Source organism: Pauljensenia sp. UMB3104, from assembly GCF_030217285.1.
Classification (GTDB): domain Bacteria; phylum Actinomycetota; class Actinomycetes; order Actinomycetales; family Actinomycetaceae; genus Pauljensenia.
Genome location: NZ_JASONN010000032.1, coordinates 1 through 15,562, shown reverse-complemented (window position 1 = coordinate 15,562; position 15,562 = coordinate 1). Strand labels below are relative to the sequence as shown.

Annotated in this window: 11 protein-coding genes; 6 read left to right on the top strand and 5 right to left on the bottom strand. The window is 66.1% G+C overall.

Translation table 11 applies throughout. The features are described from left to right. Positions 1–381: 381 nt before the first annotated feature. Both cysS and thrC read right to left on the bottom strand, forming a co-directional pair. On the bottom strand, positions 382–1,839 hold the full coding sequence (gene cysS / locus QP415_RS10130) for a cysteine--tRNA ligase (RefSeq protein WP_285099933.1): 1,458 nt from the start codon (positions 1,837–1,839) through the stop codon (positions 382–384). A gap of 140 nt (positions 1,840–1,979) precedes the next feature. Next, complete coding sequence (gene thrC / locus QP415_RS10125) at positions 1,980–3,437, bottom strand: threonine synthase (RefSeq protein WP_285099932.1); 1,458 nt, start codon at positions 3,435–3,437, stop codon at positions 1,980–1,982. Between the two features lie 122 nt (positions 3,438–3,559). Here thrC and QP415_RS10120 point away from each other — a divergent pair, with 122 nt between their 5' ends. The 6 genes from QP415_RS10120 to QP415_RS10095 are packed head-to-tail and all read left to right on the top strand — an operon-like array spanning position 3,560 to position 12,400. Next, positions 3,560–5,083, top strand: coding sequence for a hypothetical protein (locus QP415_RS10120; protein WP_285099931.1), 1,524 nt, complete (start codon positions 3,560–3,562; stop codon positions 5,081–5,083). A 15-nt stretch (positions 5,084–5,098) separates the two neighbouring features. Further along, the gene (gene ispF, locus QP415_RS10115) at positions 5,099–5,593 is read left to right on the top strand and encodes a 2-C-methyl-D-erythritol 2,4-cyclodiphosphate synthase (RefSeq protein WP_285099930.1); all 495 of its coding nucleotides are present in this window, start codon (positions 5,099–5,101) and stop codon (positions 5,591–5,593) included. 42 nt (positions 5,594–5,635) lie between these two features. After that, a complete protein-coding gene (locus QP415_RS10110) occupies positions 5,636–7,570 on the top strand; it encodes a hypothetical protein (protein WP_285099929.1) in 1,935 nt (644 codons plus the stop codon). Between the two features lie 50 nt (positions 7,571–7,620). Then, positions 7,621–9,453: a hypothetical protein gene (locus QP415_RS10105; protein WP_285099928.1), complete on the top strand. Its 1,833-nt coding sequence runs from the start codon at positions 7,621–7,623 to the stop codon at positions 9,451–9,453. 33 nt (positions 9,454–9,486) lie between these two features. Next, positions 9,487–10,947 carry a hypothetical protein gene (locus QP415_RS10100; protein WP_285099927.1) on the top strand — a complete coding sequence of 487 codons (1,461 nt, stop codon included), beginning with the start codon at positions 9,487–9,489 and terminating at the stop codon, positions 10,945–10,947. Positions 10,948–10,978: 31 nt separating this feature from the next. Continuing rightward, positions 10,979–12,400 carry a hypothetical protein gene (locus QP415_RS10095; protein WP_285099926.1) on the top strand — a complete coding sequence of 474 codons (1,422 nt, stop codon included), beginning with the start codon at positions 10,979–10,981 and terminating at the stop codon, positions 12,398–12,400. A 93-nt stretch (positions 12,401–12,493) separates the two neighbouring features. Here QP415_RS10095 and QP415_RS10090 read toward each other — a convergent pair whose 3' ends face one another. The 3 genes from QP415_RS10090 to QP415_RS10080 all read right to left on the bottom strand — a co-directional run bounded on the left by QP415_RS10090 (position 12,494) and on the right by QP415_RS10080 (position 15,235). Next, positions 12,494–13,843 (bottom strand): MFS transporter, encoded by a 1,350-nt coding sequence (locus QP415_RS10090; RefSeq protein ID WP_048677301.1) that lies wholly within the window; start codon positions 13,841–13,843, stop codon positions 12,494–12,496. Between the two features lie 173 nt (positions 13,844–14,016). Then, entirely contained in the window at positions 14,017–14,733 is a 717-nt protein-coding gene (ispD, locus tag QP415_RS10085) for a 2-C-methyl-D-erythritol 4-phosphate cytidylyltransferase (RefSeq protein WP_285099925.1), read from the bottom strand. Next, positions 14,717–15,235 (bottom strand): CarD family transcriptional regulator, encoded by a 519-nt coding sequence (locus tag QP415_RS10080; RefSeq protein ID WP_285099924.1) that lies wholly within the window; start codon positions 15,233–15,235, stop codon positions 14,717–14,719. The genes ispD and QP415_RS10080 overlap by 17 nt, the downstream gene beginning before the upstream one ends. Between the last annotated feature and the right edge of the window lie 327 nt (positions 15,236–15,562).

The following is a 15,562-nucleotide window of genomic DNA, read 5'->3' as shown; positions in this document are numbered from 1 at the left end:
GCGCCAATGGGCACAACACCACCAATAACAACCAACAACCCTCAAAACACCCGGTCCACAAAACCAGACCAGGCCACAATCCCAACGACATGAATTCAATGTTTGAAGTACTCGCAGGGGAATTACGTGCGAAATTGCTATGGCGAGGGCCGCTGCACCCGTTACGGGGCGCGACACCCGATCAGAAGGGGTGCACTGCCTACGGATCGGGTGCAGCGCACCAAATCACAAGAGCAACCGCGGAAACTGCGAGACGCGGGCCTGGCTGCGGTGCCTGTGGGCGGCGGCCGGGCCTGGCTGCGGCGCCCGTCCCGCAGGCACGCACAAGGCCCCGGGAGCTCACGCTCCCGGGGCCTGGCGACAGCTGTCAGAAATCGCCGATCAGCCAACACTCCAGGTGGCGCCGTCGCGGCCGTCCGCGACGGTGACGCCGGCGGCGGCGAGGCGGTCGCGCAGCTCGTCGGCGCGGGCCCAGTCCTTGGCGGCGCGGGCATCGGCCCGCTCAGAGAGCACGGCCTGGACCAGCGCGTCCAGCGCCGAGTGCTCGGCGGCAGCCGCGCCAGAAGCGCCCGCGCCGATACCGGCCTGTCCGCGCCACTGCTCGGAGGCGGGATCCAGGCCCAGCACGTCCAGCATGGAGCGGACGAGGACCTGCTCGCGGTACACGCCAGAAACGTCACCGGCAGCAAGCGCGGCATTGCCGGCCTTGAGGTGCTCGTGCAGGACGGCGAGCGCACCGGCGACGTTGAGGTCGTCGTCCATGGCGGCGACGAAGGCCTCGGGCAGGTCGGCGGGTGCCAGGGCAATCTCGGAGGCCGGAGCCTCACCGGCGGCCTCGATGGCACGAGCCACGAAGGTCGAGAACTTCTCCCACGCGGCGTGCGCGGCGGGCAACGTCTCGGGGCCCCATTCGATGGCGGAGCGGTGGTGGACGGTGGACAGGGCCCAGCGCACGGCGACGGCCGGGTACTCCTCGGTGAGCGCACCGATCGACAGGACGTTGCCGAGCGACTTGGACATCTTCTCGCCCTTGGTGGTCACCCACGCGTTGTGGACCCACAGGCGCGCGAAGGGCCAGCCCGCGCCGTGCGACTGGGCCTGCTCGTTCTCGTGGTGCGGGAAGCGCAGGTCGATGCCGCCGCCGTGGATGTCGAATTCGTCGCCGAGGTAGCGCCGCGACATGGCGGAGCATTCGAGGTGCCAGCCGGGTCGGCCGCGTCCCCAGGGGCTGTCCCACGAGGCCGTGGCCGGCTCAGACGGCTTACTGGCCTTCCAGAGAGCGAAGTCGCGGGGGTCGCGCTTGCCGGCCTCAACGGCCTCGTCGATCTGGGCGTCGTCCTCGGTGGTGCGCATGTCGACGAGGCGCTGGCGGGTGAGCGAGCCGTAGTCGCCCTGGGAGTGGACGTCGAAGTAGACGTTGCCGCGTCCATCCGAATAGGCGTGTCCCGCGTCGATGAGACGCTGAACGAGGTCGATTTGGTCCGGGATGTGGCCGGTGGCGCGCGGCTCGTACGTGGGGGCCTGCACGCCAAGGGTCTCGTACGCCTCGGTGAATTCGCGCTCGAAGCGGTACGCCCAGGCCCACCAGTCCCAGCCTGCTTCGGCCGACTTGTTGAGGATCTTGTCGTCGATGTCGGTGACGTTGCGGACGTAGGTGACCTCGTAGCCGCTGCGGCGCAGCCAGCGGATCAGCGTGTCGAAGGAGACGGCGGCGCGCAGGTGGCCGACGTGCGGGGATCCCTGTACGGTGGCGCCGCACAGGTAGATGCCGACCTTGCCGGGGGTGACCGGGTTGAGGGGCTGGATGCGGGCGCTCTTGGAGTCGTACAGGTGCAGCATGGCACCAATCCTACCTGGCGAGGCGCGGCGGGGAGCGACGCGGGCGCTCTCCGGGAGTATGTAACGAGGCCCGGGCCTCACCCGGCGAAACGGCGCGGTTTCGCGGGTGGGGGCTCGGGCCTCGTCGAGTGAAAGAAACCTCAGGCGCCGGGGCGCACGCGCTCGGCGATGAGGGCCTTGAGGTCCTCGGCGGAGTTGGCGAGCGGTGTGACGCGCTCTTCGCGTCCTTCGATGCCCGCGAAGCGCTCGGGCACGGGCGGGAGGTGGCCGGTGGCCTCGAGGATAGTGTCGGCGAACTTGACGGGCAGAGCGGTCTCCATGACGACGAGCGGGCCCTCGATCTGGGGGCGAACGGCACGGGCGACGTGCACGCCGTCGGCCGTGTGCGGGTCGAGGAGGTAGCCGCTTTCCTTTTCGGTGCGCGCGATCTCGGCGAGGCGGTCCGCATGCGTGGAGGTGCCGGAGATGAAGCCGTAGGTCTCGCGCAGGGAGGCGAACTCGGGCGTGCCGGACAGGTCGAAGTAGCCGTCGCGGGCCAGGGCCGTCTCAAACAAAGCGCGGGTGGCATCCCCGTCGCGGCCGAGCAGGTCGAAGATGAAGCGCTCGAAGTTCGAGGCCTTGGAGATGTCCATGGAGGGGCTGGAGGTGGCCAGCGTGTCCGCGGAGGAGCGGGGGCGGTAGACGCCGGTGCGGAAGAACTCGTCGAGGACGTCGTTCTCGTTTGTGGCGACGACGAGGGTACCCAGCGGCACACCCATCTGGCGGGCGATGTGGGCGGCGCACACGTTGCCGAAGTTGCCCGACGGCACGACGACGCTGACCGTGGACGAGGCGTCGGCCCCCTCCTCGGTGAGGCGCAGCCAGGTGGCCACGTAGTAGCAGACCTGGGCGAGCAGGCGCGCCCAGTTGATGGAGTTGACGGCGCCCACGTGCCAGGTGGCCTTGAAGTCGGCGTCCATGTTGACGGCCTTGACGAGGTCCTGGCAGTCGTCGAACACACCATCGACGGCGACGTTGACGATGTTCTCGTCCAGAAGGGAGAACATTTGGGCGCGCTGGAAGGCGGTCATGCGGCCGGCGGGGGTGAGCATGACGACGGAGAGGCCGCGTCGGCCGCGCAGCGCGTACTCGGCGGAGGAGCCGGTGTCGCCGGAAGTGGCGCCGACGATGGTGAGCCAGTCGCCGCGGCGGGTGAGCTCGTATTCAAAGAGTTCGCCGAGGAGCTGCATCGCCATGTCCTTGAAGGCGGCCGTGGGGCCGTTCGAGAGGTGGGCGATGTGCAGGCCGGTGCCTTCCAGGGCGTCGACGGGGACGATCTGGGGGTCGGAGAAGGAGGGGGTGCGGTAGGCGCGGGCCGTGATCGCGCTCAGGTCGCCGGCGGGGATGTCGTCGACGAAGAGGGAGATGATGCCGGCGGCCATGGCCGCGTAGCCGTCCTCGCGCAGGACGATGCGCAGCTCGTCCAGGTCGGAGCGAGACAGCGTCGGGTACTCCTCGGGCAGGTAGAGGCCGCCGTCGGGGGCGAGACCTTCCAGGAGGATGTCACTGAAAGAACGGGTGGGCGTGTTGGGGCCGCGTCGTGTCGAAATGTAGCGCACGGGTCGATCCTATCGGAGAGGGGGCGTGGCCTGCGAGGGCGCCCGTTCCTCGTCACACGGATGGACGAGGCCGGGGCCGGGCTGGGCGGAGTTGCGCCAGGAGCGTGTGGTAGAAACGACGGGTGAGTACGAACGATTCCCAGTGGACGCAGCCCACCGCTGTCGATTCCTCGAGCGCCCCGGTTCCCCCGCCGCCGACGGGCACCCCGTACGCGAGTGGGCCCGCCTCGTCGACGAACGTGTTTGCCTCGCCGACGCCGATCCCCAACCCCGCCGCGCGCCCGAACGATCCGGGCGCTCCCTCGGGGATGTCGTCGAAGCGCGCCTGGTTCATCGCGTTGTCGATCCTCGCGTTCCTCATCGTCGTCCTCATGGTCCTCGGCTATTTCTTCGGGCCGTGGGGCTCTGCGCCGCGCGAGCAGAAGAAGAGCGCTCAGGGCTACGCCGGGGCGGCCACGAGCACCGGGAACATCTCCAGCGCCTGGGCGGCGGGCATCGGCACGGCGTGGACCCTCGACAACGTCTCCGCGGTCCGCGGGGAGCACCAGGAGGTGACGACCCTGGTCGACGGCACGACCCTGTACGTGGCCGCGACCCCATCCCTTGGTGAGGGTCTCGACGTCGCCGCCGTGGATATTTCAGGCTCGCAGCCGCAGGTCATCTGGGATTCCAGCAACCCTCAGGTGAAGCGGGATTCCTACCGCTTCTCGCTGCGCATGGTCACGATCGGCGACAAGCTCATCGTCGGCAACTCCACGGTCGATAAAACGACGGGCGAGGTTGAGGATGCTCCCTGGCTGGATGATGCTCCACTCACGGTGGTCGGAGATGTCCTCGTGACGTGCTCGGGCGCGGAAACCTGCACCGGGTGGACGTGGGAGTCCTCCGAGTGGAAGCAGCAGTGGAAGTCGATCACCTCGCTACAGGACGTACACAGCAGCCTGTGGGACATACCCGGCGGCCCGGCGGTGAGCAGCGGCGACAAGATGTCGATCCTGGTACCCGTTCAAGACAAGCGATCCCTGCAGCTGATCGACGTGCGCACGGGAACGGTCACGACGCTCGGTGAGAGCACTCGGTGGGACCCCTCCACCTACCGACGCGGCGTCTATCGAGCGAGCGACGGCGTCGCCATCCGGGACAACAACAACATGGTGCGCTTCTACGACGCCTCTGGGACACTCATTAATTCCTTCGAGGCCGCACCCACCCTGCCGGGGATCGCGGACGGAGGAAATGCCCCGACCATCGAGGAGCTGCAGGCCTACTTGAAGAACGGGAAGAGCCCATGGGCGACGGGCACGGTCGAGGTGTCGGGCAGTAAGTGCAAGGACGTCACGGTCTCCCTGACGTCGGGTGGCCCCTCGCGCATCGTGCACAACGTCAAGGACTTGTCGGACACCTCCAGCGAGCCCTGCTACGCGAGGATGGCGCAGGTGCGCGTGAGCACCGACGGCGCGGCCGCGTACATCGCGGATGACACCGGGAGGGAGATCGAGCACGTCTACTTCCTCGACACGAACGGGGACGTCGTCCACACGGACACGGAGTTGGGCACCGTGGATCAGCTGATGTGGGCGTTCGATGACCTCCTGATCGCGGTGTCGAACGGCCAGGTCACGGCCTTTACGCCGGCTTCCGCCTGACGCTACCCTGGTGCCATGACTGAACTTCCTTTCCGCATCGGCCAAGCGGTCGACGTCCACGCGTTCGCCGCTCCCGACTCGCCGCGCACGCTCATGGTCGCGTGCCTGGAGTGGCCGGGAGAGCGTCCTCTTGAGGGGCATTCGGACGCGGATGTGGCCGCGCACGCGCTGTGCGACGCGATGCTGCTGGCGACGGGTCTGGGCGAGCTCGGCACGGTCTTCGGCGTGGATCGCCCGGAGTGGGCGGGGGCGTCGGGGCGCGCACTGCTTGAGGAGGTGCGCCGCATGGCCGCCGAGGCCGGCTGGGTTCTGGGCAACGCAACCGTGCAGGTCGTCGGGAACCGGCCTCGCATGGCGGCTCGCCTGCCCGAGGCCTGCGCCGTCATGAGCGAGATCGCGGGAGGCACGGTCACCGTGTCGGCGACGACCTCGGATCACCTGGGTTTCACGGGACGAGGCGAGGGCGTGGCCGCGCTGGCGAGCGCCCTCATGGTGCGCGCCGAGGAGTAACCCGCGAGCGCCCGCCGGGACGCAGCGTGGTAGAAACATGTTATGAGCAACGACGACCTCCGCCACACGTCCGACGACGCAGCACGCGCTCACTCTTCCGACGCGTGGGATGGCCTGTCGCAGCTCGATATCTCAGCACTCCCGGACTTTGGGGATCTTCCGGGGTTCGCAGATCTGCCCGAACTTGCGCCGCTGCCAGAGTTGGACGCGTTGCAGGAGTCGGCGATGCCAGAGATCGTGATGCCGGACCTGGAGATGCCGGACCTCGACGAGTTCCTTCGCGTCACACCGCCCGTGCCGACCGACGTCCCTCAGCCAGACGCAGTCCCTGAGACGGGATCTGCACCGACGGCGGGAGCTGCGACAGCCCGGACGCACAGCGCCTCCCACAAAGCCGCCACGGCCTCGTCGCAAAAACGGTCCGCAAACAAGCAGGAATCGCGTCCGACCGCCGCCACGGCCTCGCCGAGGAGGCAGCCCGCAGCCACGCAGGCACCGCAGCCGGCCATCACCGTCGGGCCCACGCCCGCGAGGACCCCGCGAGCCTCGGTGCCCCCGAGGCAGAAAAAGCCGAACCTCCTCATCGCGTTCGTCGCTCTCATCGCGATCGGCTTGGGCGCGTCGTTTCTCTCGTCCACTCGCGACGGTTCATCATCGACACCTTGGGGTACGCAGACCTCGTCGAGCGCCAGCACACAGGCGGACTCCGAGGTGCGCGAGCATGCGGCGGATCTGCCGACCCGCTCCCCCGGATACCGCGGGAGCGCCACGAACACGCACTCAATATCGCCTCAGTGGGCCTCGGGCGTGGCCACCGCGTGGACGCTCGAGCTGCCGTCAGAAATGACTGAGTTCGGACCGCAGATGTTCGCCGAGGGTCAGGTCCTCTACATCGCCGGCGACGACACGATCGAGGGCCAGCGCGGTTCCGCCGTCAGAACTCAGGCCTACGACCTGTCCGGGGAGGAACCCACCCTCCTGTGGGACACGGTCGGCCCCACGGAAAACTCCGCGATCATGACGTACACACCCGCGTTCGTGTCGAGCGAGACCCAGCTCTTTTTCCACGACGTGGTCATCGACAAGGCGACCGGCGAGCAGACACAGGCCCCGTGGGGCGATGATTTTCCCCTCGCGCAGGCCGACGGCATCGTGGTGACCTGCTCGACGACATCCTCGTGCCGCGGGTGGATGCAAACCTCCGGCGAGTGGACGAATCTGTGGACGACGACAACGAATCCACAGACGTCCTACGGGTTGAGTAACCAGGGTTTGGACTATGCGCCCGCAGGCACCACACGCTCCGGCACGGGTGAACTCGCCTCCGTCCTGGTCCCCTCCAGCTATCAGGAAACCCCGCAGATCATCAACATCCATACCGGTAAGACAACGTACCTGCCCAGCCCCGCCCAGTCAGGCTTGGGCCAATACGTCGAGGTGGCGACCGACGGCTTCGTCATCACCGACGTCAGCAAGAAGCAGGGGTTCCTCACCGACAGCTCGGGGGCCCGCCAATCCACATACTCAAACGATGAATATCTGCGTCTACCCGCAGTCAGCCGTGACGGCAACCAGCCGAGCACCGCTGACATCAAGACCTTCATGACGAAGAAGACCGCGAATTGGGCGACAGGAACGGTAGGCCTCGTGGATAAGGACGACTGTTCCATCCAGGTCACCCTCACCTCCGACGGGTCGTCGCACACGACTCCGGTCCCCGGCGTGCTGAGCCCATACATGACCGGCACGTGCCTCTTCAGCCCGAAGGAGGTTCGCGTGAGCGCGGATGGTTCGGTCCTCTACGCCGATACCTTCACCTACCAGGACCAGAGCCGGTACTTCATCGATACCGCCAACGGGCTCACCTACACATCAAACCTTCTCAACCTGCCGAAACAGACCATGTGGGTCTTCGATGACATGCTCATCGGCTTGACCGACAGCGGACTCACGGCATTCGTGCCGGCGTCCTCCTGAGATCACCGTCCTATGACCAGACCACGACTGCCCTCTCAGAGAAACAACTCATGAGCAACGATGACCTCCACCGCGGTTCCGACGACGAGGCGCGCACTCGCCCCTCCGATACGCCGAACGCGGATATACACGCGCCCGACTTCCCCGAGTTCGGGGAATTGCCCGGGTTCACGCCGCTGCCTGACCTCGCGCCTCTGCCGGAGTTGGCGCCACTGCCGGACTTGGATGATCTCCTCGCCGAGACCCCATCACCGCTCACCGACGAGGCCGACGCCGCCCTGCCCGTAGACGCTCTGACGCCGGACGGGCTCTCCTCGGAGGAGACTGCGCCCACCTCGAACGACACCGCTTCCCCGACCGTCGCCACGGCCTCGTCTCAGGAGCAGCCCGCTGGCGATGAAACACCGACGGCGCTCCACACCCCGAGGCCGGAGTCCTCCGGGACGCGGGTCGACACGGAAGCTGTCAAGCGCAAGCCATCCGTCGTTATGATCGTGCTCGCCTGCGTCGCCACGCTCAACTTTGGGATCGTTCTCTTCGCTCCCGGCCTGTTCGGGTCCTCGTCGGCGCCTTCGTCGAAGCCGTCGGCGGACTCCACCGCCGCGACGAGCACGGACGCGCGCGAACATGCGGCGAACCTGCCCGCCCGCGCACCCGGATACCGCGGGAGCGCCACGAACACGCACTCGATATCGCCTCAGTGGGCCTCGGGCGTGGCCACCGCATGGACGCTGCCCATTCCGGAGCAGCACTCCGCTCTCCCACCCCAGATGTACGTCGACGGTTCGACCGTCTACCTCGTCGGTCCAGGCTCTCCCGAGGGCGACTCCAGCCAAGCCGTCACCGTCACTGCCTACGATGTGTCAGGGGAACAACCCGCCCTCCTATGGTCTTCGACCGGCCCCTCAGCGAGTGACGTATCCAGCCCCTACACGCCCGCGTTCGTCTCGAGCGACGACAGCGTCTTCTTCCGCGACGTCATCATCGACAAGACGACCGGCGAGCAGACCCCAGCCCCCTGGGGTGCGGCTTTCCCCCTCGCATATGCCGACGGCATCCTCGTGACCTGCACACCGCCGTCCACCTGCAACGGGTGGACGAGGGCGGCCGGCGAATGGACGACCCTGTGGACAACACCAACAGGGCAGCTGAGTGAAAGCGGGTTGGAGCAACATTTCTTGGATTACGTGCCCTCTCAGTTCGTGCTCTCGGGTAGCGGGGAGCACACCTCCGCCCTGCTCCCGACGCACTTTTCGCAACGTCCCCAGATCATTCACATCCATACGGGCGAGCTGACCACCCTGAGCGGCTCAGACGAAGACAGTAAGTCCCCGAGCGTCGAAGTCGCGTCCGACGGTTACCTCGTCTTCGACAACGTCAAGTCGCATGGCTCTCTCTTCGACAGTGACGGAACCTTGCAGTCCACGTTCAGCGCGCCGCGCATGCTTCTTCTGCCGGTGGTCAGTGATGACGGGACGTACCCGAGCATCTCAGGACTCAAAAAGTACATGACCGAGGGGGAAGCGAAATGGTCGAGCGGTACGGTCGAACTGGACCGCGACAACGACTGCAAGCTTGTGGCCACTCTCTCCGCTGGCGGATCGACGCGTAAGACCCACCTCCCGGAGGAACTTCGCCGTTACGCGACCGAGTACTGCGTGATGAAACCACGCCAGCTGCGCGTCAGCGCCGACGGATCAGCTCTCTATATCGACGCTTTTACGCGCGAGGACAAGAGCAAGTATTTCATCGACATCGCCAACGGGCTCACCTACACGTCATCCGAACTCAATGCGATGGATAAGCCCACGTGGGTCTTCGACGACATGCTCATCGGGATGACCGACAGCGGACTCACGGCATTCGTGCCGGCGTCGTCGTAACACCACCCACCCCGGGTGTGATAGAAACTACTCATGAGCAATGGTGATCACACCCCACCCCCACGCGTCCCCGCGCGCGAGCAGGGCACGGGGATGGTGCGTCACGCGCCCACCGAGCAGTTTTCTCGCGAGAAACATCTGTTCTCGCTGCCTCACATCGTGACGACACTCGCCGTCGTCATCCTCGTTGTTCTCGTCGGCTCGTGGATCTGGCCCTCCCACTCCAACGATCCGTCGTTGCAGCGCACTGCGCGGACGTACGACACGAACGCCCCGACCGCAGGCTATGGCGGGCAGGCGATCAATACGCACCTCCTGTCTCCCGACTGGGCCTCGGGCATCGAGACGGCGTGGCGCATCCCCCTCACCCCAGGCGATACGAGCCCCGTCGTCTTCCTCCACGCCGAAGGAAGCACGCTCTATGCCACCTTTGAGTCCCGGCAGGGGTCCTCTCCGACCGTCGTGGCGCAGGCATACGACCTGTCCGGCACCGAGCCCCGCCAACTATGGTCCGCAACCGCGCAGAACACCCGTTACGTCGAAACTTCTGAATTCGTCGTCACCGACACGGACATCGCGTTTAACACCCTCACCATCGACAAGGCCACCGGTCACATCGCCTCGACACCCTGGGAGAACACGAAGCCGATCGCCTTCGCTGACGGCATTGTCGTGACCTGCGACGGGATATGGACGTGCAAGGGCTGGGCACGGGACTCCTCCGGATGGACGCAACAGTGGAGCTCCTGGACAGCAACGCAGTCCTTCGACAATCTGAGCTCGGAGAGGATCACCCATCCCACCAGCAGGGTCGTCACAGACAATGAGACGACGAGCGTACTCCTGCCGATCAAAACAAGCGAGCATCCGGCCCAGCTCATCGATCCGCGCACAGGAGTGGTGACAGACCTCGAGGATCCCGCCTCCTATGACACGAACAACCCTCGTAATGTGCTCCTCGCGCGCGACGGCATCGTCACTTACGACGCGTACACGGCTCTCACCTTCGATGCGGGTGGGTTCCTCGTGGGAATGCAGCCTGCCTCAACGGGCGGGCGCATGACGACAAACGACGACACCCTCCCCTCCACCTCCGACATTCAGGGGTTCTTCGCCGGGGATGCCCCGACGTGGGCGACGGCAACGGTGACACAGGTCAACAGGGCGCAGGGAGAGCGATGCCCCATCCTCACGATCACTCCAACCGACGGTAGCCCCAGCCGCCCGGTGTGCCCCAACGACAACAACCTGGGCCGCACATACGTGGCCTACGTCCCCTCTGAAATTCGCGTCAGCCCCGGAGCGGATGTGGTGTTCGCGAAGTTCAACACACAGCAGGGGCAGGGCGGATTCGTCTTCGTCGACACGAGGACCGGGGCCGCGTACGTCTCTGAGGAGCTCAACGGCGCCGAGTACCTCACCTGGGTGTTCGATGACCTCCTCGTCGGCGTCGTCGACGACACGATCGTGGCTTTTACGCCGCACACGGCGTGACAGTGGCACTCCTGAGCGGAAGGAACGATTCGTGAGCAGCAACGATTCGATGGACACGCACCCCGAGGCGTCACGCGCTCCTCGCAGACGGAGTCACGTCCCGTGGCTGAGCTTTTTTCTCCTCACCTGGGTGGCCTTCATACTGGCATTCATCCTGAACATGTGCGACCAGCACGTCACACATCGCACCTGGCCGAGCGCAGACGTGAACTGGGGGAATTCCTCTCTGACGGGCTACCACGGTACAGCGAAGGACACGCGCGCCATCTCCCCGGAGTGGGCCTCGGGAGTTGCCGTCGCATGGACGCAGCCCTTCGATGCTGCAGCCGCCGCCGTACCACCGCGGCTGTTCGCGGAGGGCTCCACGCTCTACGCCGTGTCCTACGGCCCAAATTCGAATCCCGTCACGACGATCTCGGCCTACGACGTGTCGGGCACCGAGCCGAGCGCCCTGTGGACGTCCACCGGGCCACGCCCACCGCGTCTGCGCACCTACGCATTCCCCGAGTTTCTCTCCACCGACACACACCTCATCATCGGCCCACTCCTCGTCGATAAGACGACCGGCGATCAGACCCACGTCCCCTGGGGCGACGACCTGCCCATGGGGTTCACCCAGGGCGTCGTGGTCACGTGTGACACCGTCGAAACCTGCAGCGGCTGGACGAACGAGGCGGGCACGTGGACCCAACGATGGAGCACGAGGACCTCGCCTCAAAACCGCACCGGATTAACGTTCCTCTCCCCCATCACACACCCGACGGACGCGCTCACTGGCAGCGGGGAGAACACCTCGGTACTCGTGCCCGTCGACGTGTCGCACGCTGCCCCGCAGCTCATCGATCCGCGCACCGGGGAGCTACGGACCCTCGGCACGCCCCCGTCGAAGGACGAGGAGATCAAGCCTCAGGTCACGCTTGCGAGCGACGGCGTGGCCGTGCTGAGAGACGGCAACACGGTGACCGCCTACGATCCGAGCGGCACCGTCGTCGACACGTACAAGATAACAATCGACTGGGTCCGTCCCACGAGCGACGCCTCGTTGCCGACACTCGAGCAGCTCAGATCTTTCTATACGAAGGAGACCGCCCCCTGGACGACGAGCTTCGTCAGCGCCGAGGGAGCCACCGATCACTCGCCACCATCACTTGAGGTCTCCACGTCCACCGGCGAGTCCCTCAGCATGCAACCTGACGGGGCATTCCTGAAGGAGAGCAGCCAGCCCAACTTCTTCTCGTCCGTCGCGATGCGCTCCAGCGCTGACGGCAGCGTCCTCTACCTTCGGGGCGCGGGTCCCGCAGGCACTCCCGCGTTCGTGTTTGCGATGGCGGACAACGTGACAAACAGGTCGGAGCAACTCGACGAGGCCACCAACCTCACGTGGGTCTACGACGATCTCCTCGTGGGCGTCACGAAGGACAGGCTCGTCGCGTTCACTCCCGACACCCACTAAGCGGATCGACAAAGGATCGTCCCCGACGTCCGAGACTTGCTCGGTCGCGTCGGGGACGTATCGCTTGGGGGCGCGGGCGCCTCGTCGAGGAGCTCAGCCCTCCATGTGGTGCAGGGTCGCGCGGTCCGCCTTCACGGGGATCGTGAGGGCCAGGCCGATGCCGAGGATCAGCATGATGCCGAGGATGCCCCAGTACGTGTAGTCCGCTCCGGCGGGCGTCATACGCTTGCCGAGCATGAGGAAGAGGCTGTACATCGCCGGCGCCATGAAGGACACGGCGCGGCCGGTCGTCGCGTAGAGGCCGAAGACCTCGCCCTCGCGGCCCGCGGGGATTATGCGCGACAGGAAGGAACGGGACGCGGACTGGGTGGGGCCGACGAAGACGCACAGGGTCAGGCCGAGGGTCCAGAAGACGATGGGGCCGCGGGCGTGCAGGAAGAAGACGCCGAAGCCGGCGACGACCATCGCGCACAGGGACAGGATGATGACCTTCTTCGGGCCGATCTTGTCGTCGACCCAGCCGAAGGCGACGGTCGCGAGGCCGGCGACGATGTTCGCGGCGATCGCGAAGATCATGACCTGTCCGGCGCTGAAACCGAAGGCGGTCTTGGCCAGCACCGCACCAAAGGTGAAGACGCCGGCGAGACCGTCGCGGAAGACGGCGGAGGCGATGAGGAAGAAGAGGGTGTGCGGGGCCTCGTTCTTCAGGGTGCGCACCGTGCGCCACAGGAGCTTGTAGGAGTCGATGATCGACTCGTGATCGCCGCCGGTGTGGACCTTCTTGGGCAGCGGCGGGTGGAGGATGACAGGGATCGCGAAGCCGCCGAACCACAGGGCCGCGATCACCATAGAGATTCGGATGGGCAGGTACTCGTCCGTGGGCACGCCCAGCAGGTTCGCGCCGATGAGGCCCACGTAGAGGATGAGCAACAGGACGATGCCGCCGATGTAGCCGGACGCCCAGCCGAAGCCCGAGATCTTGCCGCGGTCTTCCTTCTCCCCCAGGTGGTTCAGCATCGCGTTGTAGTTGACGGAGGCGAACTCGAAGAACACGTTACCCAGGCCGAGCAGCGCAATACCCAGCATGAGGGCGCCGCGGGGCCCGAGGACCGACTCGGGGTGTACGAAGTACATGGCGAGCATACAGGCGACGACCAACCCGGTGAACCATCCGAGCCAGACTCCGCCCCGGCCTCGTCGATCGGCGCGCTGGCCGGTGATGGGGGCGAGGAGGGCGATGAACAGGCCCGCGATCGTCATACCGTTACTGAGCCAGGTCGAGGCCGTGCCCGAGTCGGTGAAGACACCGTCGCTGGTCAGGTAGGTCGTGAACACGAAGGTCGTGGCGACCGCGTTGAAGGCGGCGCTGCCCCAGTCCCAGGCCGCCCATTCGACGACTTGGCGCGTGATCACGCGGCGGCGGGCGGTGGGCGTTGTGCTCATGGAATCGGGCTCCTTCAGTGGGGAGTTCTCGGTGGCGCGTGTGCGTCCAGGGTGAAACTACCACGTTTCACGTGTGACGCTCTCCTCGGGCCACCCCAGGAACGAGGCCGGGGAACCACCAGCGCGTCCTGACCGCGATTGCCCAGCCACCATGCGTGATCGAAAAACGCTGTTCAGGCACCCGTGTCTTCGGCAGCGAGGAGGCGCGCAAGCGCCAGGTCAAGGGGGCGCGTGACCTTCATGGACCGTTCGTCGCCCGCGACCGTGTGCACGGTGCCGCCGATCGCCTCGACGAGGCCGGCGTCGTCCGTGGCCGCCCGGGCCTCGTCCGCACCCAGAGAGGCGCCCGCCTCGTGCGCGCGCGTGAGCACATCCCAGCGGAAACCCTGCGGGGTCTGCACGGCCACCATGTCGGAGCGCCGCGGCGTGCCCGTCACGACGCCCGAGGCGTCCACCGTCTTGAGGGTGTCGGCGACCGGCAGGACGGGGATGACCGCGCCCGCGCCGCCGCGCACTGCATCAATGACGCGTTCGGTGACCTGCGGGGGCGTCAGGGGGCGCGCCGCGTCATGCACGAGGACGACCGTGTCCGCCTCGCACTGCCCGAGAGCAGCAAGTCCCAGGGCCACGGACTCCTGACGCGAACGATCGGAGCCAGCGACGACGGTGAGGTCGTCGATATCGGATAGGGCGGAGCGAAATTCCTCGATCGCCGAGGCCGGCGCCGTCACGACGATCGCACCCACTCCCCCGGCGCGTAGGCCGCGGGCCGCCCACCAGACCAGGGGGCGACCCGAGAGTTCAACGAGGGCCTTCGGACACTCGCAGCCGAGGCGAGAGCCGGAGCCGGCGGCCGTCAGGACCGCGCAGGCCTCACTCTGCGACGGCATCTTCTTCGATCTCAATGCGACCCTCAGCCAGGACAGAATCGAGACGCTCGGCGGCAGCAGACTTTTCGATGTTGCGAGCCAGGGCCAGCTCGGAGGTCAGGATCCCACGGGCCTTCGTCAGCATGCGCTTCTCACCCGTGGACAGCTTCTTCAGGTCATCGCGGCGGGTCAGGTCGCGCACGACCTCGGCGACCTTCACGATGTCACCGGTGGCGATCTTCTCCTGATTCGCCTTGAAACGACGCGACCAGTTGGTCGGCTCCTCAATGTAGGGGGCGCGCAGGACGGACAGGACCTCTTCGAGGCCGTCCTCGTCGACGATGTCACGAACGCCGACCATGTCAACGTTTTCGGCAGGGACCTGAATCTCGAGGTCACCCTGATTCACACGCAGCTTCAGGTACGTCCGCTCCTCACCACGAATGGTGCGCGTCATGACCTCTTCGATCGTGGCTGCGCCGTGGTGCGGGTAGACGACCGTCTGACCGATTTCAAACGACATGGATTGACTCCTGGATGCTTGCGTGGATAGCAGAACTATTCTACCAGCTGGCGAGAGAATCGGACCCATACAGTGTGAAAGCTCAAGGTTACACGTATACAAGGAACGACACAAACAAACTTCAAGCACGACCGCAATTCGTCCCAGCATGCGACCCTGGTCACGATCAAACGTGCACGATAAGGAGAGTCATCACACCCGAAAAGTCCCGTGTTTCCGGGCATAGCGAAGCCCCGACCTCGTCAGCATCAATGAACTGCCTCCCGTTTCTTGGACATCGAAATTGAAGTCCAGGGAATGGGAGGCTTTTCGTGTCTGTGAATCTGG